Origin of the sequence: Streptomyces tirandamycinicus (genome assembly GCF_003097515.1) — a bacterium.
Lineage (GTDB): Bacteria > Actinomycetota > Actinomycetes > Streptomycetales > Streptomycetaceae > Streptomyces > Streptomyces tirandamycinicus.
In genome coordinates this window covers 1,447,716-1,470,341 of record NZ_CP029188.1, presented here as the reverse complement: position 1 = coordinate 1,470,341, position 22,626 = coordinate 1,447,716, and the positions used below count along the sequence as shown (strand labels likewise).

Here is a 22,626-nt window from a genome sequence, read left to right as displayed (position 1 = left end):
GGACCTCCGACGGGGTGCTCGTCGAGGCCCTCCACGAGCCCCGCGCGGGCCGGTCCGAGGGGGATCCGGGACACCGCTCGACGGCCCGGCCCGGTGGTGACGGCGGGGCTGACAGGGCCGGCGGGGTCGCCGGGGCTGACAGGGCCGGCGGTGTCAGCGGCGGCGGTAACGGCGGTGTCGGCGGCGGTAACGGCGGCGTCGGCCGTGATGGCCGGGCAGGCGGTGCCGAGGGGGACGGCGGGGATCCGGTGCGTCGTCCCGCGGCCCCGGAGAGCGCAACGGTGATCGTCGTGGCGCACGGCTTCACCGGCTCGGTGGACCGCCCGGCGGTGCGCCGGGCGGCTCGTGTGCTCGCCCGCAGCGCGGCGGTCGTCACCTTCTCCTTCCGGGGGCACGGCCGTTCCGGCGGGCTCTCGACCGTCGGCGACCGCGAGGTGCTGGATCTCGCGGCCGCGGTCGCCTGGGCGCGGTCCCTTGGGTACCGGCGCGTGGTCACGGTCGGCTTCTCGATGGGCGGCTCGGTGGCGCTGCGGCACGCGGCGCTGTACGGGGCGGCGTACGCGGCGCCGTCCGGGGGAGCGGCGCGGGAGCGCGCCGCGGCGGCCACGGACGCGGACGCGCGGGAGCCCTTGCCCGAGGCGGGCGCCCGGCGGGCCGGCGGGGAGCGGCGGTGGCCGTACGGGGACGCGCCGGAACCGTGGCTCGCGGCGGACGCGCGGGAGTGCCGGACCGACGCCGTCGCGGCGGTGAGCGCGCCGGCCCGCTGGTACTACCGGGGCACGGCGCCGATGCGCCGGCTCCACTGGGTGGTCACCCGCCCGGCGGGACGGCTCGTCGGGCGCTACGGACTGCGCACCCGGATCCACCCCCGGGACTGGAACCCGGTGCCGCTCTCCCCGGTGGCGGCCGTGCCGCTGATCGCCCCGACCCCGCTGCTGATCGTGCACGGCGACCGCGACCCGTACTTCCCGCTGGACCACCCCCGGATGCTGGCCGCCGCCGGACCGTCCGAACTGTGGCTGGAACCGGGCATGGGACACGCGGAGAACGCGGCCGGCGACGCGCTCCTGGGGCGCCTCGGGGACTGGCTCGTCCGCGCATAGCCCATGATGGACAGTCGACGAGCGGGAGAGTCGGGAGAGAGGAGTGCCGCGATGGCAGCGGGGACCATCCGCTACTGGGCCGCGGCCAAGGCCGCAGCCGGTGTGGCCGAGGAGCCGTACGCCGCGGAGAACCTGGCCGAGGCACTGGACGCCGTCCGCGAGAGGCACCCGGGCGAGCTCGAGCGCGTACTCCGGCGGTGCTCCTTCCTCGTCGACGGTGCGCCCGTCGGGACCCGCCGGCATGAGACCGTACGGCTGGCCGAGGGCGGCACGGTCGAGGTGCTCCCGCCGTTCGCAGGAGGGTGAACCGCACAGCATGAGCAGCGATCAGCAGAATCCGTACGGCGCCCACGACCCCTACGGGCAGAACCCGCCGGACCCCCAGGTCACCCAGGCGTGGCAGAACCCGCCGGACCCGCAGGCCGCCCAGGCGTGGCAGAACCCGCCGGACCCCCAGGCCGCCCGGACGTGGCAGAACCCGCCGGACCCCCAGGCCGCCCAGGCGTGGCAGAACCCGCGGGACGCCCACGTCGCCCAGACGTGGGAGGGGCAGACCTGGGACACCCAGTACCAGCCGGTGGTCGGCGATGCGCCGCACCCCCCGTACCCGCAGGGCGGCCGGTACACCGGGGCCGCCGACACCGCGTACCTGCCGCCGGTGGGCGCCCCCCACGTGACGGCGCACCCGCTGCCACCGGAGGCTCCGGACACGTCCGCGGCGTACGGGCCGCAGGGCGCCTCGTACGTCCCGCCGGTGGTGGAGCCGGACCCGGTCGGCTCACCCGCCGGCGGCGAGCTCGCGTACGGAGCACCCACCACCGGCGGCGAGCCCGCGTACGGTGCTCCCACCACCAGGGGAAACTCCCGCGTCACCGATGCCCAGCGGGCCCGCGCCGAGGGCCGTTCGCCGATCATCCCGCCCGGTGTGCAGCCCGCAGGCCTCACGGCCCTCCTCGGCCTGCTGCTCGCGGCGACCGCCGGCGTCTCGCCCTATCTGCTGCTGGTCCCGCTGATCGCGCTGCAGGGCCTCACCGCTGCCGGCTGGTTCCGGCTGAACGGCATGTGGCCCGCTCGCCAGGGCATCGCACTCGCCTTCGCGGGCGGTCTCGTCGCCGACGCCGTGCTGCTGGGCGCGGGCCGGGAGCACGCTGCGGCCGCGCTCGTCGGGACGCTCGGCGTATGGGTGCTCCTCACGCTGGTGCTGCAGTTGCGCAGCCGCGCGTCCGCGGACGAGCGGATGCACGGTCTCATGGCGACGATCGCCTCGGCGGCGCTGACGATCGTCGCGGCCGGGTTCCTCGCCGCCGCCCCGGAGGCGGTCGCGGCGGGCGGCGCGGCGGTCGCCGCCGCGGCCCTGGCCCGGGCGCTGCCGCTGCCCGGAGCCGCTTCCGCGCTGGTGGCCCTGCTGACAGCCGTGGGCGCCGGGATCGCGGCGGGCGCGGTGACCGGGGTGGGCGTGGAGGCCGTGCTGCCGGCCCTGGGGGCCGGGGTGTGCGCGCTCGTCGGCCTGCGGGTGGCGAGCTACGACTACCCGTCCCGCTTCGTGCACATGACGGCCGGTGTCGCGCTCCCGCTGACCGCCGCGGCGCCGATCGTGTACCTGCTCGGCCGGGTGGTCGGCTGACCCTGGCCCGGGCCGGGCGGGAACCACTAGCGTTCCGGGGACGTCGATCATTGAGTCCGCTTCCGTCCGGGGGCGGTTGCGACAGGGGTGGGAGAACCAGGCGTGCGCGCACTGCGAATACTGCTGATCACCGCGGCGGTCCTCGGCGGCCTCTTCGTCGCCGCCGACCGGCTGCTGCTCGACTACGCCGAGCAGGAGGCCGCCGAGAAGGTCAAGGCGCGCCAGGGCTATTCGGGGACGACGGAGGTGTCGATCGCGGGCTTCCCGTTCCTGACCCAGGTCGCCGGGAAGGAGCTGGAGCGTGTCGACGTCACCGTCCGGGGCGTCGAGGCCAGCGCCGGCGGGCGCCGGGTCGTCATCACCGAGATGTCGGCCGCCCTGCACCAGGTGCGCCTCGGCAGCGGCTTCTCCAGCGCCACGGCGACGACCGCGAGCGGCACCGCCCGCATCTCGTACGCCGACCTCGCCAAGGCGGCCGACGAGGACGTCACGCTGGCGTACGGCGGGAACGGCAAGGTGAAGGTCACCGGCTCGGTCGACGTCGCCGGCCGGACGCTCACCCGCGGCGTGGTCTCCACGGTCAGCCTGGTCGACGGCGACACGATCCGGGTGCGGGCCGACGAGGTGCCCGGGGAGGGCATACCGGTGCTGGAGAACCTCATCCGGCGGAAGACCGACTTCGACCGGGAGATCAGTGGTCTGCCGCAGGGGATGACGCTGGAGAAGGTCCAGGCGGAGGAGGACGGCCTCGTCGTCACCGTCTCCGGCAGGAACGTTTTGCTGGCCGGCTGAGCCGCCCGCCCGCCGCCCCACCCTGTCTGACGCGTTCGCCCCGCCCGGCGGCCCTCGTCATGCGCTGCGTCCGTCGTCCTCGTCCGGCGGTACGCCGATCGCCGCGCCCGTCGCCCCGCCCGGCGGTACGTCCGTCGCCCCGCTGCCCGTGCGCCCGCGTCCCGGCCCCGCGGGCGGCGGCCGTCGGTACCGGTCTCCCGACCCGATTCCCTGGCGCCATTCCCCGGCTCCCTGGCGCCATTCCCCGGCCCGATTTCCTGGCCCGATTCCCCTGATGGCCGGATGGTGAGACGCTGATGTCCGCTCCTCAGATGGCGCGGTCGGGGCGTGCCGCGGGGTGGCGCCGGGGAAGTGGGGAAGCGGTCAACCATCCCGCCCTTCGGACGATCGTGTCTCAGAATGCGACACGGCGGTGACACGGCCGCCGACTCGTCCCTACGATCGGACCCATGAAGCGACAGGCGGATCTCACGAAGCGGCGGGCAGTCGACCTGTGCCGTGTCGCCGCCATGCTCTGTCGCGGCATCTGAGCGGAAGCGTCGACTTCCGTATTCCCCGGGCCTTCTGACCTGCCATGGATCAGGGCCAACCCGCGTGCCCGACGCCCTTGCGGCGTACCCGCACATCCCGCGCGACACCCCAGCGCACCACTCGCCGCACACTGCCCCGGAGGAGAGACAGCATGAGCCGCAGCGACGTCCTGGTAGACGCCGACTGGGTCGAGGCCCGCCTCGACGACCCGAAGGTCGTCGTCGTCGAGGTCGACGAGGACACCTCGGCCTACGACAAGAACCACATCAAGAACGCCGTCCGGATCGACTGGCAGAAGGACCTCCAGGACCCGGTCCGCCGTGACTTCGTGGACCAGGCCGGCTTCGAGAAGCTGCTGTCGGAGAAGGGGATCGCCAACGACGACACCGTCGTCCTCTACGGCGGCAACAACAACTGGTTCGCCTCGTACGCGTACTGGTACTTCAAGCTCTACGGCCACCAGGACGTGAAGCTCCTCGACGGCGGGCGCAAGAAGTGGGAGCTCGACTCCCGCGACCTGGTCGACGGCTCCGAGGTCCCGCAGCGCCCGGCCACCCAGTACAAGGCCAAGGCCCAGGACGTGTCCATCCGCGCGTTCCGCGACGACGTGGTGGCCGCCATCGGCAGCCAGAACCTGGTCGACGTCCGTTCGCCCGACGAGTTCAGCGGCAAGCTGCTTGCTCCGGCCCACCTGCCGCAGGAGCAGTCGCAGCGCCCCGGCCACGTGCCGACCGCCCGCAACATCCCGTGGTCGAAGAACGCCAACGACGACGGCACCTTCAAGTCGGACGACGAGCTCAAGGCCCTCTACGCCGAGGAGCAGGTCGACCTGGCGACGGACACCATCGCCTACTGCCGCATCGGCGAGCGCTCCGCCCTGACCTGGTTCGTGCTGCACGAGCTGCTCGGTGTGGAGAACGTCAAGAACTACGACGGTTCCTGGACCGAGTACGGCTCGCTCGTCGGCGTGCCGATCGAGCTCGGCGCGAACAAGTAAGCCCCGGATCTCCCGGTCCTCCCGGATCCTCCGGATCTCTTGGACCTCCGGACCCCTCGACCGTAAGGACGGAAAAGCATGTGTGGAGCGAAGGCCGGCGGCCCCGACGCCTCGACGATCAAGCCCGGTGAGACCACCATCCAGGGTCAGGTGACCCGCGACGGCGAGCCGGTCACCGGCTATGTGCGTCTGCTGGACTCGACCGGCGAGTTCACCGCCGAGGTCCCGACCTCGGCGACCGGACAGTTCCGCTTCTACGCGGCCGAGGGGACGTGGACCGTGCGGGCCCTCGTCCCGGGTGCCACGGCGGACCGTACGGTCGTCGCGCAGACGGGTGGCCTCTCCGAGGTGGCCATCGCCGTCTGACGGCAGCGAACCGGACCGGCCGAAGGGCCGCACCCCAGGGGGTTGGACGCTTTCCTGGACATGGGTGCGGTCCTTCGTGCCGTCCCGGGCGCCGCGACCTACGCTGGAAGCATGTACGCGCGGCGCCGTCACGCCTACTTCCTGCTGATGGGCGGATGCCTCGTCCTCTTCGTCTCCGCCTGGGCCTTCGTGCGTCTGTGGTCGATGCCGGTCGCCGTCGGCATGTGCTTCGTCGCCATGGTGATCCCGCCGCTCGCGGCGGTGGTGGCGAACCGGCGGGGCCCGGAGGACCGCTGGTGGGACGATCCGTCGGGTGACCCGCAGTCCGACGAGTGGTGGGACGAGCTGGACGGCAAGCGGAAACCGGGCCAGGGCCCGCGTCCGTGACGCCGGGGGCATGCGACAGCCGGGCCATGCGCCGGCCGAACCCATGCTGCCGGGTGTGGTGCCGGGCCAGTGGTGCCGGGCCCGCAGCCTCGCTCGTGCGGGGGTACCGACCCGGACCCCCGCACGGACCCGCACGGACCCGCACGGACCCGCTCGAACCCGCACGGACCCGCTCGAACCCGCGCGGACCTGCTAGTAGACGAGCGCCTGGGTGCCGTCGGCCATGGCCTCGCTCACGAAGACCTGCGCGCCCGCGATCCGTACGCCCTCGATCACGTCCTTCTCCGTGATCTCGCGCCGTGCCGCGCACTGCGTGCAGAGGGTGATCCGCCCCGCCGCCAGCACCGACTCGAAGAGATCCGGCAGCGGTGCCGCGTGCGGGAGCTCGAACTCCGCGGCCCGGCCCGGCAGGGCGAACCACGACGACTCGCCCGTCAGCCAGAGCGAGACCTCCACCCCGCTCGCCACGGCGACTGCGGCGACCGTGAAGGCCTGCGAGCAGCGTTCGGGGGCGTCGGCCCCGGCGGTCACCTTGATCACGAGCTTCTTCGCCATAGGCCGCACTGTAATCGGACGGGCCGCGAGCCGGGTGGGGGCAGGTCGGGTGGCGGGCCGCGCCGGAGCCGGTGGGGCCGCCCTCGCGGAGAGTGCCGCGCCCCCGCCCACTAAGCTGGGGTGCGGCCCGATCTGCCTTCGCGCTCACCCGAGGAGCACCCGTGATTGTTTTCTTCGAACTGCTGCTGGTCCTGGTGTGTGTGGGCGTCCTCGCCTTCACCGGCCTGGCCGTGAAGAAGCTGTACCAGGGCCAGCGCTAGTCCCTATCCCACTGACCGACAGAGCCAGCCATGATCGAGATTCCGTCAGACCTCAACCCCGACCTCGTGCCGCTCGCGTTTCTCCTCGGCACCTGGGAGGGCGCGGGTGTGTCCGACTTCCCCGGCTCGGAGAAGTGCAACTTCGGCCAGTCCGTGACCTTCAGCCACGACGGCCGGGACTTCATCGAGTACGTCTCGCACAGCTGGGTGCTGGACTCCGAGGGCAGGAAGGTCCGCCCCCTGGAGAGCGAGTCCGGCTACTGGAGGATCGACAAGGACCGGAAGGTCGAGGTCGTGATGGTCCGCGACCAGGGCGTCGTGGAGGTCTGGTACGGCGATCTCGCGGACAAGAAGCCGCAGATCGACCTGGCCACGGACGCGGTCGCGCGCACCGTCTCCTCCCCGCCGTACGCCGGCGGCAAGCGGCTCTACGGCTATGTCAAGGGCGACCTGATGTGGGTCGGCGAGAAGTCCACCCCCGAGGTGCCGCTGCGGCCCTACATGTCGGCGCACCTGAAGAAGACCGTCACCCCCGAGCAGGTCGAGGCATGGGCGAAGGATCTCGGTGATCTGCCGGACGACGGCATCGCCTTCTTCAAGTGACCCCTCCGGCTCCTCCGGCCCCCTCCGACCCCCTCCGCTCCTCCCGCGTGACCGCCCGGCGCGGGCAGTCCGCGGCAAACCGGGCCGTGTGACCCGGGGCCCCGCGCGGTCCTTCTCGTACCGCCCGCGGCTCCTGCGGCACCCGGGGGTGCTGACGGACCGCCGTCCCTCCGCACCCCGGCTCCGCGCTGCCTACACTGGACGCGTGGTGAGCACCGACTGGAAGAGCGATCTGCGGCAGCGCGGTTACCGTCTGACCCCGCAGCGCCAGCTCGTCCTCGAAGCCGTCGACACTCTGGAGCACGCGACGCCCGACGACATCCTCGTCGAGGTGCGCAAGACCGCGTCCGGGGTGAACATCTCGACGGTCTACCGGACCCTGGAGCTGCTGGAGGAGCTGGGCCTGGTCTCGCACGCCCATCTCGGGCACGGCGCCCCCACCTACCACCTGGCGGACCGGCACCACCACCTCCATCTGGTGTGCCGCGACTGCGGGGACGTGATCGAGGCGGACGTCGACGTGGCCGCCGGGTTCACCGCGGAACTCCGCGAGAAGTTCGGCTTCGTCACCGACATGAAGCACTTCGCGATCTTCGGCCGCTGCCGGACGTGCGAGGGAAGGGCCGCCGACGGCCGGTCGTAGGCTTGGGTTCATGAAGAGCCCTCTGCTGTCGCTGCCCGGCGCCGTCCCCGCCGAGGGGCGCGACGAAGGTGTCGCCGCCCACTACGGCGATCTGTTCCGCGAGCAGCGTGCCCTCGCCGACGGCACCGGTCTCGTCGACCTCTCGCACCGGGGCGTGATCACCGTCTCCGGGAAGGACCGGCTGGGCTGGCTCCATCTGCTGCTGACCCAGCACGTCAGCGAGCTGCCCCCCGGGGAGGCCACCGAAGCCCTGATCCTCTCCGCCCACGGCCACATCGAGCACGCGCTGTACCTCGTGGACGACGGCGAGACGGTGTGGGCGCACGTCGAACCGGGCACCCGGGAGGCGCTCCTCGCGTACCTGGAGTCGATGAAGTTCTTCTACCAGGTGGACATCGCGGACCGTACGGACGAGTTCGCCGTGGTGTTCCTGCCCGCCGGTTCGATCGCGGAGGTCCCCGAGGGCGTGGTCGTACGGGAGACCCCGCAGGGCCGCGACCTGTTCCTGCCGCGGGCCGCACTGGAGTCCTACGCCGCGGCCAACGGCCCGGCGATCGGCGTCCTGGCGTACGAGGCCCTGCGCGTGGAGGCGCACCGCCCGCGGCTGGGCTTCGAGACCGACCACCGCACCATCCCGCACGAGCTCGGCCTGATCGGCGCCGCGGTCCACCTGCAGAAGGGCTGCTACCGGGGGCAGGAGACCGTGGCACGCGTCCACAACCTGGGGAAGCCGCCGCGTCGGCTGGTGTTCCTGCACCTCGACGGCAGCGAGGTGCATCTGCCGGGACACGGCACTCCGGTACGGCTGGCCGCGGACGGCGCGGACGGGCGGCAGCTCGGCTTCGTCACGACATCGGCCCGCCACCACGAGCTGGGGCCGATCGCCCTCGCCCTGGTGAAGCGGAACGTGCCGGTGGACGCGGAACTGATGGCCGGGAGCACGGCGGCGGCCCAGGAGGTCGTGGTCGAGCCATAGGGCCCGACGGGCCGGCAGGCCCCCTCGGGGCCCTCGGAGACCCGTCGGGGCGGTAGAACCCCTCGGGGTCTGGCGCGGGGCGCCGCGGGCGGCACGGCGGCGCCGCCGCGGTCTCCCCGGACGCCGGGCCCGCGGTCGTCCCGGGCCCGCGGTCGTCCCGGGCCACTGTCGCCCCGGGCCACTGTCGCCCCGGGGCGCGGTCATCCCGGGCGCGGTTCGGACCGCCCGCCCCCGGAGCGGGGCCGCCCCGGACCGTGGCGTCGGCGCCTACACCTCCAGCAGCACCGTGAACGGGCCGTTGTTGGTGAGCGACACCCTCATCTGCGCCCCGAACCGGCCCGTCTCCACATGCGCCCCCAGCTCCCGCAGCCGCGCCACCACCTCGTCGACGAGCGGCTCGGCGATCTCGCCGGGCGCCGCGGCGTTCCAGGTGGGCCGGCGGCCCTTGCGGGCGTCCCCGTAGAGAGTGAACTGCGAGATCACCAGCAACGGAGCGTTCACGTCCGAGCAGGACTTCTCACCTTCGAGGATCCGCACCGACCACAGCTTGCGGGCCAGCTGTGCCGCCTGCTCGGTCGTGTCCCCGTGGGTCACCCCCACCAGGACGCACAGCCCCTCGCCGACGATCTCTCCCACGGTCTCACCGGCCACCACGACGCTCGCGCCGTCGACCCTCTGCACCACTGCACGCATACAGACCAACCTATCGGGGGCTGAACGGGTGCAGACCGCCTGCATGGGCACCGTTCGTAATGGCACGATGCACGGAGTCGGTGCATCCCCTCGGCCCTCCGGGCCCGGGGAGACCTCAGGCACCGGTCGAGGGGACTGATTCACGCATGAGCACACCTGGCACCGGGCAGTCGCCCGGTCCCGTACAGACGACCCGCGGTGCCTGCTCGGGGGCCGGCACCGTCCGCCCGCCCGCGCAGCGCACCGGCGAAGGCCGTCCCGACCCCGGTGCGCGCGATCTCGCCGCGCTGCGGCTGCCGGAGCTGCGGGCCCTGCGCAAGGAGTCCCAGCGGGACGAGGCCGACCTGAGCTATGTGCGGCGGCTGCTGCAGGGCCGAATCGACATCCTGCGCGCGGAGCTGACCCGGCGCTCGGCACCGCCGTCGCCGCTGCCGCCCGGTCCGGCGTCCGCGCCGGAGCGGCCGGGACCGGACGCCGCCGTGGTCGACCGGCTCTCGCGGATCCTCGCCGACCCGCCGTCCCGGCGCGGCAGTTCGGCCCGGCACGTCACGCTGTCCGAGCCGCGCGGCGAGGAGTACCGGCTGCTGGCCGCGGAGATGCTCTCCGAGGTCGAGCTGTCCGACCTGGACGCGCGCACGGACGACGAACTGCGCGCGGCCATGGGGCGGCTCGCGGGCTACGAACAGGAAGTCTCGGGGCAGCGGCAGCAGTTGCAGCGCACCGCGGACGACTGCAGCGCGGAGATCGCCCGCAGGTACCGCGAGGGCGAAGCGCAGGTGGACGACCTGCTCACCTGAGAGCGGTCTCCGCCACGCTGCGCCGCCTCGGCTCCACCCCCGCGGACCTGCTCGCCGCACGTGCGGTGGGCGCCGGCTTCCTCGGCTACGCCCCCGACACCGGCCGCGCCGAGCGACTCGGCGAGGCCGGTGGTGCGGTGGTCGTGGAATCGCTGGAGCCGGTGCTCGCGATCGTTCGGCGGGGGCGGTGAACTGCCGGCGGCCCGCGGCACGCCGCCGGTCGTGCCCCGCCGGCTGGTCCGCCGCAGGTTCCGGCACACGAGCTCCTGATCTCGTCCACCGGGAGCAACTCAGCGCGCGGCAACGTCAGCGAGGACCGCCTGCCTGGAGGTGCACCCGGCATTCGGCGGCGAAGGCGGTGAAGTTGCGCCAGTAGAAGGAGATCCCGCTGACGCCTACCGCGATGGCCCGACCGCGGGCACGGGTCCAGGTCACATCGTCGAGGCTCAAGGCGTCCCGGTACGCCTGTCGTGCTGTGACGGCAGGTCCCAGAGCGTGGAGTGCTCGGCGTCGGGAAAGCCGAGGAGGGTGGGGCGTCCGAATGAAGGTATGCAGTCCGCCCGGGGCGAAGCCGCGACCTCGTCTGTCGGCGTTCAGCGAACCACGACAGGAGGCCTGGCGGCGGAACGCGCCGGTGACAGACGTGGACCTCGCGGATATATACTTGATATTACCTTTGAATAAAGGAGTCCAGTATGAGCGTGACGACGATCGACCTTGATGATGATGCGTTGGAGAAGGCCATGCGTGTCGCCGGTGGTGGCACCAAGAAGGACGTGGTCAATGCCGCCCTTCGCGAGTACGCCGAACGCCATGAGCGGGCCGCGCTCGTAGCCAAGCACTTCCACGCCGCCCAGCAGTGGGACTACGAGGGCTGGCAGCAGCGACGCGTCGAGGACAAGCAGGGCGGCGTGTGATCCACTACCTGCTCGACTCCTCGGGTCTGTGGCGCCTTCTGCGCGAGGAGCAACTGAAGGACGCGTGGCTGGAGACCACCACCCTCCGGGCCATCGGGTCGTGCGCTCCCCAGCGGGCCGAGTTCCGGCGCTCAGCGCGCAATGCCGTGGAGTACGAGGCCATGGGGGACATGTTCATGGACCTGTACCCCGACGTACCTCTCCCGAAGAGGTTGTGGGACTGGGTCGAAACGGCCCAGTATGCGCTCGCGGAGAAGGGGGCGCTCAGCGCGGCCGGGCCGCTCGACCTGATGATCTGCGCGACCGCAGTGCATCATGGATTGGTTGTACTGCACGACGACGCTGATTTCGTCACTGTGGCCCGCTTCCTGCCCGACGTCAGCGAGCGGAATGTGCGCAACGTTCCAGGCCTGTAGCGCCCTCGGCCGTCGTGGATAGGCGAGTACACCGGAGCCCCGCCTTCATCACGCACCCGGCCGAGCCGGCAGCGGCGTACGTCGTGGAAGACCTGGGCGACGCTCCTGACAGGCCGGGCACGGAGCTCGTCTTCGTCGCGCGGCGCCGGTAGGACAACCCGCGAGAAACCTCGTTGCGCAGGTCGACCGGGACCCGATCACATCACCGAGCAGATCCCGTGGGAGTCCGCACAAACACTGGGAAGCGTCATCAGCCATGCTCGCTGTCCCGTCTCAGTTGAGGTGAACCATGACGAGGTGTTGACCGGCAGTGGTTCATCTTGAGTGAGACGCTGCTCGGTGCGGCGTCTCACTCAACCTGAGGTCTGTGAGTCCTGCGCTGCTTCGCGCTCGGCAGCGAACTCGTCGAGGAGCTCGAACAGGACCTTGATCGCCTGCTGTTCGTCCTCAGGTGGAAGATTCCACAAGTCGTCCCAGCCGTTCGGGAGGGCGATGTGGAGGATTTGGCCGGGCCAGGCGTGATTGCAGTCGCGTCCGCGACGGGCGACGAGCCAGTCGTGCCAGCCGGTGAGCCCGGGCCCACCGTGCCGGAGAGCATGCTGGTCATAACCGGTCAGGAACGCGGTCAGCATGTGGAAGGAGGTCTTGCCGACGAACATGCCGGGACGTTGGCCGACGCTGACGAAGTACTCGCGTTCAGTCACCTCCGAGAGGGGCTTCATGTGTCCGTACCCTCCTCGTCAATGGCACTGTCGTCCAGGTCTGGACGAAGCCTGCTGCGGGCCGCCTCCAGACGTTCGGCGTAGTCCGCCGCAAAGACCCCCGACAGTGACTTGTCGAGCGTTCCGGCCAGCCTATGAATGGGCGCCCAGACCGCCTCGTCGTCGACGAGACGGCTGAGGTCCGTCATCTGCACTCGCTCCAGCCAGTCCGACAGGACCAGCGCTTCATCAGAGGTGAGCTTGATGATGATCTCCGTATTCTCCACTGCTCGAACATAGTTCGCCGACCCTGCGGTGTCAGAGGTGCCTGGCACAGTGCCGCCGTGGACATCGACTCCTTCTGGAAGCTCATCGAAGAGTGCCGACGGCAGACGCGGGGCCGGGACGAACGGCTGACGTGGTTGTGTGACGAGTTGTCGCGGAGGCCGCTGACAGAGATCGTGCAGTTCCAGGTTCGCCTGGACGAAGTGACGCACGAAGCCTTCACCTGGGATCTCTGGGCTGCTGCGGAGCGGATCTTCGGCGGCTGGTGTTCGGACGACGGATTCTGCTACTTCGGCCTGTGGATGGTGGGGATCGGTCGGGAAGCCTTCGTGCGGGCAGTGATCGATCCCGACTCTCTGGCAGACACCCCAGAGGTTCAGTGCCTGGTGGGTCGCCCTCGGGAGCTCTGGAACGACGACTGGCCGGAGTGGGAGTCTCTCGACTATGTCGCCATGGAGGCGTATGGACTACTCACCCGCGCGGACGACGACTGCGGCGACGCATTCTATGAAGCCGTCGAAGCCGAGGAGGGCGCTGTAGGCGGCAATCGAGGGCCGCGCGGCGAGCAGTGGGACGTGCGATGCGAAGACGAGGCGATGCGCAAACTGCCGAGACTGAGCGCGATGTTTCCCCTCCGGCCACTGGTCCGGTAGGCACGAAAGCGCGAGGGATCAGGCCGAGGCTTCGGGGGTGTCGACAGACAGGCGATGCCACGCGTGGCCGCAACCGTCGGAGCAGAAGCGTTCTCGTCGGCGACGGCCAGCACCGCGATCAGTAGCCGGAATGACTTGAGGCGCTCGTCGTGCGGGGTGAGACTGGCGATCTTTCCGAGTTGCTGGTCGATCCGCCCTCGTGCGATCAGAACTGCCGGTGTGTGCGTGGCGCGAAGTCCGGCGCGTCGGATACTTCCGGGCCGTCCTCGGCGGTGGCGCGGGCCTGAATGCAGAATGTGACAGGAGGCGCAGGGTGTTGGACTGCTCCTCAGTCGAGAGGCCCTCGAACCACTCGATGCCCTGTGACATCGACCGAAGCTCTCGGGCGAGCTCGTTCAGAATGATGTACGGATCAGCCATTCGCACGCCCCCGTTGCGCTCAGATCGCCGTTGTCCATGGTGCTGCGATGTGGAAAGCCCCGCACCCGCCCTCACAGCTTCGGATCTGCACGTGGTGATGTGCTGTGCGATGTGCACCTTTACCTGTACGCCATGCTGAGTTGCACTGTTGATGGGGAGTCGAACCCCGCGTTGCTCTTCACGCGCCAGGAGTGGGCTGGAAAACCGCCAGCCCTCGGTGTGTGCACGCCTCCGAAGCTGCTACCTGCTCCACATCGTCCCCGCCTGCTGGACTACTCAGTCCAGCAGATCCACCTCCCAGTTCGTACGCTGGATCCGCACATCGACCTCGCGGATCTCCCGCGCGAGAACATCCGCCTGACCGCGCAGTTCCGCCACCGGAAGCGCGGAAAGCATCATCAGCTCGGACCGAAGCTGTCGGCCGAATCCCCGCTCGCCGCTACCCGCCGCCGCGTCCGCCGCCGCGGTGACCACGGAGTGACGCAACCGCAGGACATCCCGGCGTGCGAGGGCATCGGTGAGCGTGCCGTCCGAACCCATCTCCACGGTGGCATTGGTCCGGTTGATCCGCCGGATCAACGTCTCCAGAGCGCTCAGCACCTCACCGGCCTCAGCCAACAACCGGGCGGCATCCTCGGCGGGCGTCTCCCCCTCCTGGTACCGCGCACTGCTGACGACGCGCGCTCGCAACTGTTCTACACGGCGCGTCGCTTCCGCACGTTCTGCCAGTGCCTCAGCAAGCTTCACTGTCTCCACCTCCCCCTCCATGAGCTCGCACGAGTATACGAGTGCGAACCAGCTCATACGCACTTGGATTTTGATCCACAGGGGCTCTGACCAGCCACTGGAAGGAGAGCGGACAGCCGCTCAGAGCTACGCAAAGAGAACCCGACAGTGCGAACGAGAATGACTGGGAATCCGCCGGTTTCAGCGAGGCGGGACAACAGGCTGGCCAGCTTCGCAAGGACTTCGCCAAGTCGTTCGCCAGAAGCGCTGGGACTCGCCACATCTACTGAGAACGGACATCAGTCATGCGCCCCGCTCGGCCGCCCGGGTGACGAAGCGCACTTTTGCAAGCAGGTGCTTGCAATTGTTAGCGGCGATGGCGCACCATCGAGACCATGGCATCCCTCAACGTCGGCAGTCTCGGTGACTACCTCCGCGAGCAGCGGCGCAGCGCGCAGCTGTCGCTGCGGCAGCTCGCCGACGCCGCCGGGGTGTCCAATCCGTACCTGAGCCAGATCGAGCGCGGGCTGCGCAAGCCGAGTGCCGAGGTGCTGCAGCAGGTCGCCAAGGCACTGCGGATCTCCGCCGAGACGCTGTACGTGCGGGCCGGGATCCTCGACGAGCGCGAGCGGGACGAACTGGAGACGCGGGCCGTCATCCTGGCGGACCCCTCGATCAACGAGAAGCAGAAGCAGGTGCTGCTGCAGATCTACGAATCGTTCCGCAAGGAGAACGGCTTCGACGCCGATACGGATAGGGACACCGCTGAGGACGGCCCCCGCACGGCCGCAGGAAGTGGTGCCGACCAACCCTCATCACCCGAAGTCTGAACCGACGAATCTGCGATCCGGGAGGACCACAGTCATGGCCATCACCGATGACCTGCGCAAGACCCTCACCGACCCCACCCCCCTCTACTTCGCGGCCGGCACGGCCGACCTCGCAGTGCAGCAGGCGAAGAAGGTGCCCACGCTGATCGAGCAGCTGCGTACCGAGGCCCCCGCCCGCATCGAGGCCGTGCGCGAGACCGACCCGAAGGCCGTGCAGGCCAAGGTGGTGGCTCAGGCCCGGGAGGCCCAGGCCACCGTGCAGGCCAAGGTGACCGAGGTGCTCGGGAGCCTGGACACCGACCTGAAGAAGCTCGGCGAGAACGCGCAGGACCTGGCGCTGCGCAGCGTGGGCGTGGCCGCGGAGTACGCGGTCCGGGCCCGGGAGACCTACGAGAAGGTCGCCGAGCACGGTGAGCAGGCCGTGAAGGCGTGGCGTGGCGAGGCCGCGGAGGAGATCGCCGAGATCGCCGTGGCCGTCGAGCCCAAGGCGGAGCCGAAGTCCGAGCCGAAGTCCGAGGCCAGGGCGGAGGCGCCGAAGGCCGCGAACGGCACGGCGAAGACCCAGGCCGCCCCGAAGGCGGCGGCCAGGGTCGAGGACAAGAAGCCGACGCCGCCGGCCGCCCGTAAGCCCGCGCCCCGCAAGCCCGTGGCGAAGAAGTCCACCAGCCCACAGACCGGCAAGTAGCGGTACCGCCCGGTGAGCGGCCTCGCCGCCGCGGCCGGGGCACATCCCACGGGCCGGGCACCTTTCGGGTTCCCGGCCCGTTGTGCGGGTACGTTGGCCTTGTCCCGGGCGTACCGTGGCCGGGACGCGTTTCAACCCACTAGGCGGTGCACAGCATGTTGCTCGAGGGATTCGGCACGATTCTCTGGCTGCTCAACCTGGCCATGCTCGTTCTCGCGGTGGTCGCGCTGGGTTTCGCCGCCTTCGCCCGTGAGGACGCGTACCGTGCGGCCGGCAAGCAGTCGAAGATGTTCTGGCTGATCCTGCTCGGTGTCACGGTCGCCGTGAACCTGATCATTCCGATGCTGTTCCTGCAGATCGCCGGGCTGATCGCGACGATCGTCTTCCTGGTCGACGTCCGCCCGGCCCTTCAGCAGGTGTCCGGCGGCGGCCGGCGCGGCGGCTCGAGCAGCGACGGGCCGTACGGGCCCTACAACGGCGGACGGTAGGGCGGTCCCGGGGCGTCCGGGGAGGGCGCCGCCGGACGCCCACCACGGGACGCCCACTGCCGAACGCCCACCGCGGGACACCCGCCGCCTGCAGTCCCCGGTGCGGACCCTTCGCGGCTGAGGCCCGGCTCCGGCCGGGCCTCAGCCGTGTGCCCGGTGGCGGTCCAGCAGCAGCACCGCCACGTCGTCGGTCAGATCGCCGCCGTTCATCTCGCGCACCTCCGCCACCGCGGCCTCCAGCAGCGCCTCGCCGCTGAGCCCGGCCGCCAGCTGGCGGTTGACCATGTCGACCATGCCGTCCTGGCCCAGCCGGTCGCCGCCCGGCGTGATCCGGCCTTCGATCAGGCCGTCCGTGTACATCATCAGGCTCCACGCGGCCCCCAGATCCACCTGCCGGCGCGGCCAGCGGGCGCGCGGCAGCAGGCCCAGGGCCGGGCCGCCGCTCTCGTACGGGAGCAGCTGCGCGGGCCGCCCCTTGCGGACGACCAGCGGGGACGGGTGGCCGGCCAGGCACAGGCCCGCGCGCCGGCCGTCCGGGGCGATGTCGACCGTGCAGAGGGTCGCGAAGATCTCGTCACTCTCGCGTTCGTGCTCCAGCACCTGCTGGAGCGTGGAGAGCAGCTCGTCCCCGCACATCCCGGCGAACGTCAGCGCACGCCAGGCGATGCGAAGCTCCACGCCGAGGGCGGCCTCGTCGGGGCCGTGCCCGCAGACGTCGCCGATCATCGCGTGGACCGTGCCGTCCGGGGTGCGGACCGTGTCGTAGAAGTCGCCGCCGAGCAGGGCGCGCGAGCGTCCCGGGCGGTAGCGGGCCGCGAACCGCAGGTCACTGCCCTGCAGCAGGGGTGTGGGCAGGAGCCCCCGCTCGAGCCGGGCGTTCTCCTGCGCCCGCAGCCGCGACTCGGCCAGCTTCACCTGCGCGCTGTCGGCGCGCTTGCGCTCCACGGCGTAGCGGATGGCCCGGCTGAGGACCCTGCCGTCCAGCTCGTCGCGGTGCAGGAAGTCCTGTGCCCCGACCCGTACGGCCTCGGCGGCGCGCTCGGAGTCGGCGTCCGCCGCGAGTGCCAGCACGGCGTGCTTCGGGGCGATGCGCAGAACGTGCCGCAGCACGGCCAGGTCGTCGCCCTCCGCGCGGTCGCGGGCGGAGCCGGGCAGCGCGAGATCCACGAGGATGCAGTGGATGTCGTCGGTGAGGAGCCGCTCGGCCTCGGTGAGGTTGCGGGCCGTGCGGATACGGACCCGCGTGCCGGCGGCGCCGAGCAGTTCGGGGACGGTGAAGGTGCCCGTAGGGTCGTCCTCGATGACCAGGAGCGTGAGGTCGCCTCCGCCGGCGGACTCCGAGACGGGGTCGACGGCGGACGCCGGCACGGGGCCGAGGGCGGACTCCGGCACGGGGTCGACGGCGACGGGACCCGCGGGGGCCGGCGCTGCGGCGACGGGGCCTGCGGTGACTGGTGAGCCGGTCCGCTGGCGCGGAACGGGTACGGGCATCGGTGTGCTTCCTTCCCTCCCCCCGAGGGCACGGCGGGTCGACGAACGACGTCCCACCCGACGGGGACCATAGCGGTAGCGGGGGGTGCGGGGGAATGGCGTTCCGGGGAGAGCGAATGGCATATGCCGCGCATCAGGGCGTAGTTGCTCCCCGAGTGATGACGAACGTCACCCGGTGCAGGTGAGCCGGGTCACGCAACTCCCGCGTGACCCGGCTCACTCCGTGGCTTTTGTTGTGGTTTCGCTCACTTGTCCGGACGGACGACCCCGAGGATCGCCATCGAGCCCGCACCCGCCAGCGTCACGTTCCGCCCGGGCCGGGGCGCGTGGACGATGGCGCCGTCGCCCACGTACATCCCCACATGGCTGGCGTCCGCGTGGTAGATGATCAAGTCGCCCGGCCGCATGTCCTTGATGTCGACGCGCGGCAGCAGCCGCCACTGCTCCTGCGAGGTGCGCGGAATGCCGCGCCCGGCGGCCGCCCAGGCCTGGGAGGTCAGTCCGGAGCAGTCGTAGGAGCCGGGCCCTTCGGCGCCCCACACGTAGGGCTTGCCGATCTGCTCGGTCGCGAAGGCGACCGCGGCCTTGCCCTGCTCGCTCGCCCGGCCGTTGATCTCCTCGAGGATGCCGGAGCCCAGCCAGGCCGTCTGGGCCCGGTCGGCGGCTTCCTGCTCCAGCTTCCGCAGTCGCGCCAGCTCCTCCTTCTGGAGCTGTGCCTCTATCCTCCTGGCCGCGGCGATCCGCTCGTCGATCTCCTTCTTGTGCTTCTCCTTCTTGACCCGGTTCGCCTCCAGCAGCGCCCACTGGACGCTTGCCTCCTTGTTGTAGGTCCGCAAGTCGGCCTGGGTCCGGTTCAGTTCGCCGAGGAGGTCCTTCGTCGCCTTGCCGCCCGCCTTGATGCGTCCGGCGGCGTCGAGGAAGAGCTGCGGGTCGTCGGTGAGGACCAACTGCGCCTCGGGCGGCAGGCCGCCGCCCCGGTACTGGGCGCGGGCCGTGGCACCGGCCCGGTCCTTGAGGTCGTCGATCCTGGCCCGCCCCTCGGCGATCTCCTTGGCCAGCGCCACGAGCTGCGCCGACTGCCGTTCGGCCTGCTCCTCGGCCAGGTTGTAGGCGTCCGTGGCCGAAGCGGCCTTCCGGTAGAGCTCGTCGAGCTCCTCGCGCACCTCTTCGAGGCTCTTTCGGGGCGATTCGGGCGGCTGGGGTACGGCGAAGGCATGTCCCGGCGCGGACAGCAGCGTCACGGCGCCCACCACCGTGACGGTGGCGGCCCAACGGCGTCGGTTCACAAGTCCCCCTCCGGACAACGCCAGACGACTCTCGGCTCTCTAAATATGATTAACCGTCAGTAACTTACGGCTTTCGACGCGATGGTGCCATGACGCGAGCCAAAGTGACAGAGGAAGTCCGCCCCGGTTCCGTCTCTCACCCGTCCGCGCTCCGGTCCGTCACCCTTCACACCCATCCGTTCCTGCGGATGGACCAGCCGGGACACCAGCCGGATGTCAGCCGGGACACCAGCCGGGACACCAGCAGGGATGTCAGCCGTGGATCACTGACACTCCGACGAACGAGCGCCGGACCGCGTTCCCGGAACCGGCTCCCGATCCGGGCACGGCGTTCCGGGCGTCCGCTCCCGCTCCCGTTTCCGCGCGCGGGGCGGGCGCCTCGCGCCCCGCACCGTCGCGGCGGCAGCCGCATACGCCGTACCTCTCACCCCGCATGCCGTCCGGCGGCCCGCCAGTCGCGGCCCGTCAGCCGGGGTCGGTACGGGACGAACCGGGGGCCAGCGCCGCCCACTCGACGGTCACTTCGCCCTGCCGCCACCGCCGCCGCCCGTCCGTGCCGGCGTCCGTCAGCGGCCAGTCCGCGGCCAGCAGGCGCACCGCCCTGATCCAGCGCTGCCGTGCGCCGAGCGAGGCATAGGGCGCCGCGGCCGCCCACGCCCGGTCGAAGTCCCGCAGGAACGCGTGGACGGGCTCGCCCGGCACATTGCGGTGGATGAGTGCCTTGGGCAGACGTTCGGCGAGGTCGGAGGGGCGGTCCAGGGAGCCGAGGCGTGTGGCGAAGGTCACCGTCCTCGGGCCCTCCGGGCCGAGCGCCACCCATACGTGCCGGCGGCCGATCTCGTCGCAGGTCCCCTCGACCAGCAGACCGCCGGGCGCGAGACGGGCGCACAGCCGCCGCCACACCTCGGCGACCTGCTCCTCGTCGTACTGGCGGAGTACGTTGGCCGCCCTGATGACCAGCGGGCGGACGGGGCCGGGCAGCGGGACCTCGAAGCCGCCGTGGACGAAGCTCAGCCCGTCCCGGGCGTACGGACGGGCGGCCGCCACCCGGGCCGGCTCGATCTCGACACCCACGACCCTGGTGCGCGGTTCGGCCGCGCGCAGCCTCGCCAGCAGTTCCACGGCGGTCCAGGGAGCGGCCCCGTAGCCGAGGTCGACCGCTACGGGCGCGGCCGCCGACCGGCGCAGCGCCGGGCCGTGCACGGCGGCGATCCAGCGGTCCATGCGGCGCAGCCGGTTCGGATTGGTGGTGCCGCGCGTCACCGTGCCCACGGGGCGGGGCGAGGGCGTGACGGGGCGCGGGGGCATGGACACGAGGGTAAACCGGAGGAAATCGGCGCCGGTACCGGACCGCAGGGTCCCACCTCCGGCACCCGCCGCGTCCCGCCGGCGCGTACTTGGCAACGATTGGGCAAAGGGGAGGGGGAGCGGAAATGAAAGAGGCGGTTCCGCTGTTGAGCGGCTTCGGAGGGTCGTGGTCGCCCCCTGTTCGCCATACCCGCGCTGTTCGCCATGCCCGCGCCCCAGAGCCGAGAGGACCGTCCCCGTGAGCCAGTACGTGTCCCGGCTCGCCGGCACCCTGGCGGCGCCGCCCCGGCTGCGGCTGCCCGGCCACCATCGCAGACCGCGCCGGGTGGCCATGCTCAGCGTGCACACCTCACCCCTGCACCAGCCGGGCACCGGCGACGCGGGCGGGATGAACGTCTACATCGTGGAGCTGGCCAGGCGGCTCGCGGCCATCGGCGTGGAGGTCGAGATCTTCACCCGCGCCACGGCGGGCGGACTGCCGACGGCGGTCGAGCTCGCGCCGGGCGTGCTGGTGCGGCACGTGGACGCCGGTCCGTACGAGGGGCTGGCCAAGGAGGACCTGCCGGCTCAGCTGTGCGCCTTCACCCACGGCGTGATGCGGGCGTGGGCGGGGCACCGGCCGGGCCACTACGACCTCGTCCACTCCCACTACTGGCTGTCCGGCCACGTCGGCTGGCTGGCGGCCGAGCGCTGGGGCGTACCCCTGGTCCACGCCATGCACACCATGGCCAAGGTCAAGAACGCCGCGCTCGCCGACGGGGACACCCCCGAGCCCGCGGCCCGGGTGATCGGCGAGACCCAGATCGTCGAGGCGGCCGACCGGCTGATCGCCAACACCGCCGAGGAGGCCGGCGAGCTGGTCCGCCACTACGGCGCCCACCCCGCGAAGGTCGCCGTCGTCCACCCCGGTGTGAACCTCGACCGCTTCCGGGTCGCCGACGGCCGTTCGGCCGCGCGCGCCCGGCTGGGCCTTCCCAGGGACGCCGTGATCCCGCTGTTCGCCGGTCGCATCCAGCCGCTGAAGGCTCCCGATGTGCTGCTGAGGGCCGTCGCGCTGTTGCTGGAGCAGGATCCTTCGCTGCGGTCCCGGATGGTGGTGCCGATAGTGGGCGGCCCGAGCGGCAGCGGACTGTCCAAGCCGGAGGGCCTGCAGAAACTGGCGGCAGGTCTGGGCATCGCCGATGTCGTGCGGTTCCAGCCGCCGGTCGCGCAGGGCCGGCTCGCGGACTGGTTCCGTGCGGCGTCGGTGCTGGTCATGCCGTCGCACAGCGAGTCGTTCGGGCTGGTCGCCATAGAGGCGCAGGCGGCCGGCACGCCCGTCGTCGCGGCCTCGGTCGGCGGGCTGCCGGTGGCCGTGCGGGACGGCCGGACGGGCTTCCTGGTGTCCGGCCACGACCCCGCGGACTACGCCCGCGTACTGCGCCGCTTCGTCGACGACCCGCGCCTGACGGGCCGGATGGGCGCGGCGGCGGCCGAGCACGCCCGCGGCTTCGGCTGGGACACGGCGGCTTCGGCCACCGCCGAGGTCTACACGGCCGCCATGCACGAGCACCGCCGTCGCGTACGCTCCCACCATGGCTGACCCGCGGCAGATCATCGAGGCGTATCTCAAGGACGCGGAGCTGGAGTGGGAGTGCCCGGAACCGGGCGCCTACGTCGTCACCCTCCCCGGTACGCGCAAGCTCGCCACGACCTGCTCCCTGCGTGTCGGCCGGCACACGCTGTCCGTCAACGCCTTCGTCATCCGCCACCCCGACGAGAACGAGGCCCGTGTCCACCGCTGGCTGCTGGAGCGCAATCTCAAGCTGTACGGGGTGAGCTACGCGGTCGACCGGCTCGGCGACGTCTACCTCGTGGGCAGGCTCCCGCTGTCGGCGGTCGGCCCCGAGGAACTCGACCGGCTGCTCGGGACGGTGCTGGAGGCCGCGGACGGCGCGTTCAACTCCCTGCTGGAGCTCGGGTTCGCCGCCGCCATTCGCAAGGAGTACGCGTGGCGGGTCGCGCGCGGCGAATCCACCCGCAATCTGGAGGCGTTCACGCATCTGACCCGGCAGGCCACGGACTGACCGCGCAGGCCCCGGACTGACCCAGCG

At 71.5% G+C, this 22,626-nt stretch carries 30 protein-coding genes and 1 pseudogene; 21 read left to right on the top strand and 10 right to left on the bottom strand.

The features are described 5' to 3' along the window. The first annotated feature begins 248 nt into the window (after positions 1 to 248). The 8 genes from DDW44_RS06545 to DDW44_RS06510 all read left to right on the top strand — a co-directional run bounded on the left by DDW44_RS06545 (position 249) and on the right by DDW44_RS06510 (position 5,800). Positions 249 to 1,103, top strand: a complete 855-nt coding sequence (locus tag DDW44_RS06545) for an alpha/beta hydrolase family protein (RefSeq protein ID WP_244223974.1) — start codon at positions 249 to 251, stop codon at positions 1,101 to 1,103. Between the two features lie 51 nt (positions 1,104 to 1,154). Continuing rightward, positions 1,155 to 1,409, top strand: coding sequence for a MoaD/ThiS family protein (locus tag DDW44_RS06540; RefSeq protein ID WP_108905832.1), 255 nt, complete (start codon positions 1,155 to 1,157; stop codon positions 1,407 to 1,409). A 10-nt stretch (positions 1,410 to 1,419) separates the two neighbouring features. Then, positions 1,420 to 2,727 carry a hypothetical protein gene (locus DDW44_RS06535; RefSeq protein ID WP_108905831.1) on the top strand — a complete coding sequence of 436 codons (1,308 nt, stop codon included), beginning with the start codon at positions 1,420 to 1,422 and terminating at the stop codon, positions 2,725 to 2,727. A 102-nt stretch (positions 2,728 to 2,829) separates the two neighbouring features. Next, positions 2,830 to 3,519: an LmeA family phospholipid-binding protein gene (locus tag DDW44_RS06530; RefSeq protein ID WP_108905830.1), complete on the top strand. Its 690-nt coding sequence runs from the start codon at positions 2,830 to 2,832 to the stop codon at positions 3,517 to 3,519. A 449-nt stretch (positions 3,520 to 3,968) separates the two neighbouring features. Further along, positions 3,969 to 4,049 carry a putative leader peptide gene (locus DDW44_RS33490; RefSeq protein ID WP_361688077.1) on the top strand — a complete coding sequence of 27 codons (81 nt, stop codon included), beginning with the start codon at positions 3,969 to 3,971 and terminating at the stop codon, positions 4,047 to 4,049. A gap of 152 nt (positions 4,050 to 4,201) precedes the next feature. Beyond that, positions 4,202 to 5,047: a sulfurtransferase gene (locus DDW44_RS06520; protein WP_017945922.1), complete on the top strand. Its 846-nt coding sequence runs from the start codon at positions 4,202 to 4,204 to the stop codon at positions 5,045 to 5,047. Between the two features lie 78 nt (positions 5,048 to 5,125). Beyond that, positions 5,126 to 5,413, top strand: coding sequence for a DUF1416 domain-containing protein (locus tag DDW44_RS06515; RefSeq protein ID WP_017945923.1), 288 nt, complete (start codon positions 5,126 to 5,128; stop codon positions 5,411 to 5,413). 111 nt (positions 5,414 to 5,524) lie between these two features. Then, complete coding sequence (locus DDW44_RS06510; protein WP_108905828.1) at positions 5,525 to 5,800, top strand: DUF3099 domain-containing protein; 276 nt, start codon at positions 5,525 to 5,527, stop codon at positions 5,798 to 5,800. A 192-nt stretch (positions 5,801 to 5,992) separates the two neighbouring features. On the opposite strand, the gene DDW44_RS06505 is transcribed toward DDW44_RS06510, so the two are convergent. Continuing rightward, a complete protein-coding gene (locus DDW44_RS06505) occupies positions 5,993 to 6,355 on the bottom strand; it encodes a DsrE family protein (protein WP_108905827.1) in 363 nt (120 codons plus the stop codon). Between the two features lie 290 nt (positions 6,356 to 6,645). Between DDW44_RS06505 and DDW44_RS06495 the strand changes: the two genes are divergently transcribed. From DDW44_RS06495 to ygfZ, 3 genes are all read left to right on the top strand, one after another. Beyond that, entirely contained in the window at positions 6,646 to 7,218 is a 573-nt protein-coding gene (locus DDW44_RS06495; RefSeq protein ID WP_017945927.1) for a heme-binding beta-barrel domain-containing protein, read from the top strand. Positions 7,219 to 7,423: 205 nt separating this feature from the next. After that, the gene (locus DDW44_RS06490; RefSeq protein WP_026164971.1) at positions 7,424 to 7,861 is read left to right on the top strand and encodes a Fur family transcriptional regulator; all 438 of its coding nucleotides are present in this window, start codon (positions 7,424 to 7,426) and stop codon (positions 7,859 to 7,861) included. Between the two features lie 10 nt (positions 7,862 to 7,871). Beyond that, positions 7,872 to 8,837 carry a CAF17-like 4Fe-4S cluster assembly/insertion protein YgfZ gene (gene ygfZ, locus DDW44_RS06485; protein WP_108905826.1) on the top strand — a complete coding sequence of 322 codons (966 nt, stop codon included), beginning with the start codon at positions 7,872 to 7,874 and terminating at the stop codon, positions 8,835 to 8,837. A gap of 267 nt (positions 8,838 to 9,104) precedes the next feature. Here ygfZ and dtd read toward each other — a convergent pair whose 3' ends face one another. Continuing rightward, positions 9,105 to 9,530 (bottom strand): D-aminoacyl-tRNA deacylase, encoded by a 426-nt coding sequence (gene dtd, locus DDW44_RS06480; protein WP_018889477.1) that lies wholly within the window; start codon positions 9,528 to 9,530, stop codon positions 9,105 to 9,107. A gap of 146 nt (positions 9,531 to 9,676) precedes the next feature. On the opposite strand from dtd, the gene DDW44_RS06475 reads away from it, so the two are divergent. Then, positions 9,677 to 10,327 carry an RsiG family protein gene (locus DDW44_RS06475; protein ID WP_108905825.1) on the top strand — a complete coding sequence of 217 codons (651 nt, stop codon included), beginning with the start codon at positions 9,677 to 9,679 and terminating at the stop codon, positions 10,325 to 10,327. A gap of 65 nt (positions 10,328 to 10,392) precedes the next feature. Beyond that, the gene (locus DDW44_RS33150; protein ID WP_267808061.1) at positions 10,393 to 10,518 is read left to right on the top strand and encodes a hypothetical protein; all 126 of its coding nucleotides are present in this window, start codon (positions 10,393 to 10,395) and stop codon (positions 10,516 to 10,518) included. Positions 10,519 to 10,633: 115 nt separating this feature from the next. Here the strand turns inward: DDW44_RS33150 and DDW44_RS33320 are convergent, their stop codons facing one another. After that, the gene (locus tag DDW44_RS33320; RefSeq protein ID WP_206307235.1) at positions 10,634 to 10,777 is read right to left on the bottom strand and encodes a hypothetical protein; all 144 of its coding nucleotides are present in this window, start codon (positions 10,775 to 10,777) and stop codon (positions 10,634 to 10,636) included. 245 nt (positions 10,778 to 11,022) lie between these two features. On the opposite strand from DDW44_RS33320, the gene DDW44_RS06465 reads away from it, so the two are divergent. Together DDW44_RS06465 and DDW44_RS06460 are read left to right on the top strand one after the other, a co-directional pair. Then, positions 11,023 to 11,244 carry a type II toxin-antitoxin system VapB family antitoxin gene (locus DDW44_RS06465; RefSeq protein WP_017945933.1) on the top strand — a complete coding sequence of 74 codons (222 nt, stop codon included), beginning with the start codon at positions 11,023 to 11,025 and terminating at the stop codon, positions 11,242 to 11,244. Further along, the gene (locus tag DDW44_RS06460) at positions 11,241 to 11,660 is read left to right on the top strand and encodes a PIN domain-containing protein (protein WP_017945934.1); all 420 of its coding nucleotides are present in this window, start codon (positions 11,241 to 11,243) and stop codon (positions 11,658 to 11,660) included. Before DDW44_RS06465 ends, DDW44_RS06460 begins: the two co-directional genes overlap by 4 nt. 353 nt (positions 11,661 to 12,013) lie before the next feature. Here DDW44_RS06460 and DDW44_RS06455 read toward each other — a convergent pair whose 3' ends face one another. Together DDW44_RS06455 and DDW44_RS06450 are read right to left on the bottom strand one after the other, a co-directional pair. Then, on the bottom strand, positions 12,014 to 12,382 hold the full coding sequence (locus tag DDW44_RS06455) for a hypothetical protein (RefSeq protein WP_108905824.1): 369 nt from the start codon (positions 12,380 to 12,382) through the stop codon (positions 12,014 to 12,016). Next, positions 12,379 to 12,648 carry a hypothetical protein gene (locus DDW44_RS06450; protein WP_017945936.1) on the bottom strand — a complete coding sequence of 90 codons (270 nt, stop codon included), beginning with the start codon at positions 12,646 to 12,648 and terminating at the stop codon, positions 12,379 to 12,381. Before DDW44_RS06450 ends, DDW44_RS06455 begins: the two co-directional genes overlap by 4 nt. A 57-nt stretch (positions 12,649 to 12,705) precedes the next feature. On the opposite strand from DDW44_RS06450, the gene DDW44_RS06445 reads away from it, so the two are divergent. Continuing rightward, entirely contained in the window at positions 12,706 to 13,299 is a 594-nt protein-coding gene (locus tag DDW44_RS06445; protein ID WP_017945937.1) for a DUF4240 domain-containing protein, read from the top strand. A gap of 152 nt (positions 13,300 to 13,451) precedes the next feature. Here DDW44_RS06445 and DDW44_RS33485 read toward each other — a convergent pair. After that, positions 13,452 to 13,668 (bottom strand): annotated as a pseudogene (locus DDW44_RS33485) (DUF5958 family protein); the annotation flags it as partial. A 327-nt stretch (positions 13,669 to 13,995) separates the two neighbouring features. Beyond that, a complete protein-coding gene (locus tag DDW44_RS06435; protein WP_166802738.1) occupies positions 13,996 to 14,466 on the bottom strand; it encodes a DIP1984 family protein in 471 nt (156 codons plus the stop codon). 374 nt (positions 14,467 to 14,840) lie between these two features. Here DDW44_RS06435 and DDW44_RS06430 point away from each other — a divergent pair, with 374 nt between their 5' ends. From DDW44_RS06430 to DDW44_RS06420, 3 genes are all read left to right on the top strand, one after another. Continuing rightward, positions 14,841 to 15,275 (top strand): helix-turn-helix domain-containing protein, encoded by a 435-nt coding sequence (locus DDW44_RS06430; protein WP_017945939.1) that lies wholly within the window; start codon positions 14,841 to 14,843, stop codon positions 15,273 to 15,275. A 34-nt stretch (positions 15,276 to 15,309) separates the two neighbouring features. Beyond that, entirely contained in the window at positions 15,310 to 15,960 is a 651-nt protein-coding gene (locus tag DDW44_RS06425; RefSeq protein WP_108905822.1) for a hypothetical protein, read from the top strand. Positions 15,961 to 16,115: 155 nt separating this feature from the next. Beyond that, a complete protein-coding gene (locus DDW44_RS06420) occupies positions 16,116 to 16,448 on the top strand; it encodes a DUF2516 family protein (protein WP_017945941.1) in 333 nt (110 codons plus the stop codon). Positions 16,449 to 16,589: 141 nt separating this feature from the next. Here DDW44_RS06420 and DDW44_RS06415 read toward each other — a convergent pair whose 3' ends face one another. The 3 genes from DDW44_RS06415 to DDW44_RS06405 form a co-directional block, all read right to left on the bottom strand. Beyond that, positions 16,590 to 17,939 (bottom strand): PP2C family protein-serine/threonine phosphatase, encoded by a 1,350-nt coding sequence (locus DDW44_RS06415; RefSeq protein ID WP_017945942.1) that lies wholly within the window; start codon positions 17,937 to 17,939, stop codon positions 16,590 to 16,592. Between the two features lie 245 nt (positions 17,940 to 18,184). Continuing rightward, positions 18,185 to 19,225, bottom strand: a complete 1,041-nt coding sequence (locus DDW44_RS06410) for a C40 family peptidase (protein ID WP_108905821.1) — start codon at positions 19,223 to 19,225, stop codon at positions 18,185 to 18,187. Positions 19,226 to 19,690: 465 nt separating this feature from the next. Continuing rightward, positions 19,691 to 20,533, bottom strand: coding sequence for a class I SAM-dependent methyltransferase (locus DDW44_RS06405; protein ID WP_108908750.1), 843 nt, complete (start codon positions 20,531 to 20,533; stop codon positions 19,691 to 19,693). Positions 20,534 to 20,771: 238 nt separating this feature from the next. Between DDW44_RS06405 and mshA the strand changes: the two genes are divergently transcribed. Together mshA and DDW44_RS06395 are read left to right on the top strand one after the other, a co-directional pair. Beyond that, the gene (gene mshA / locus DDW44_RS06400; RefSeq protein WP_108905820.1) at positions 20,772 to 22,115 is read left to right on the top strand and encodes a D-inositol-3-phosphate glycosyltransferase; all 1,344 of its coding nucleotides are present in this window, start codon (positions 20,772 to 20,774) and stop codon (positions 22,113 to 22,115) included. Next, positions 22,108 to 22,599: a type III secretion system chaperone family protein gene (locus DDW44_RS06395; protein WP_018889487.1), complete on the top strand. Its 492-nt coding sequence runs from the start codon at positions 22,108 to 22,110 to the stop codon at positions 22,597 to 22,599. Before mshA ends, DDW44_RS06395 begins: the two co-directional genes overlap by 8 nt. The last annotated feature ends 27 nt before the right edge of the window (positions 22,600 to 22,626 follow it).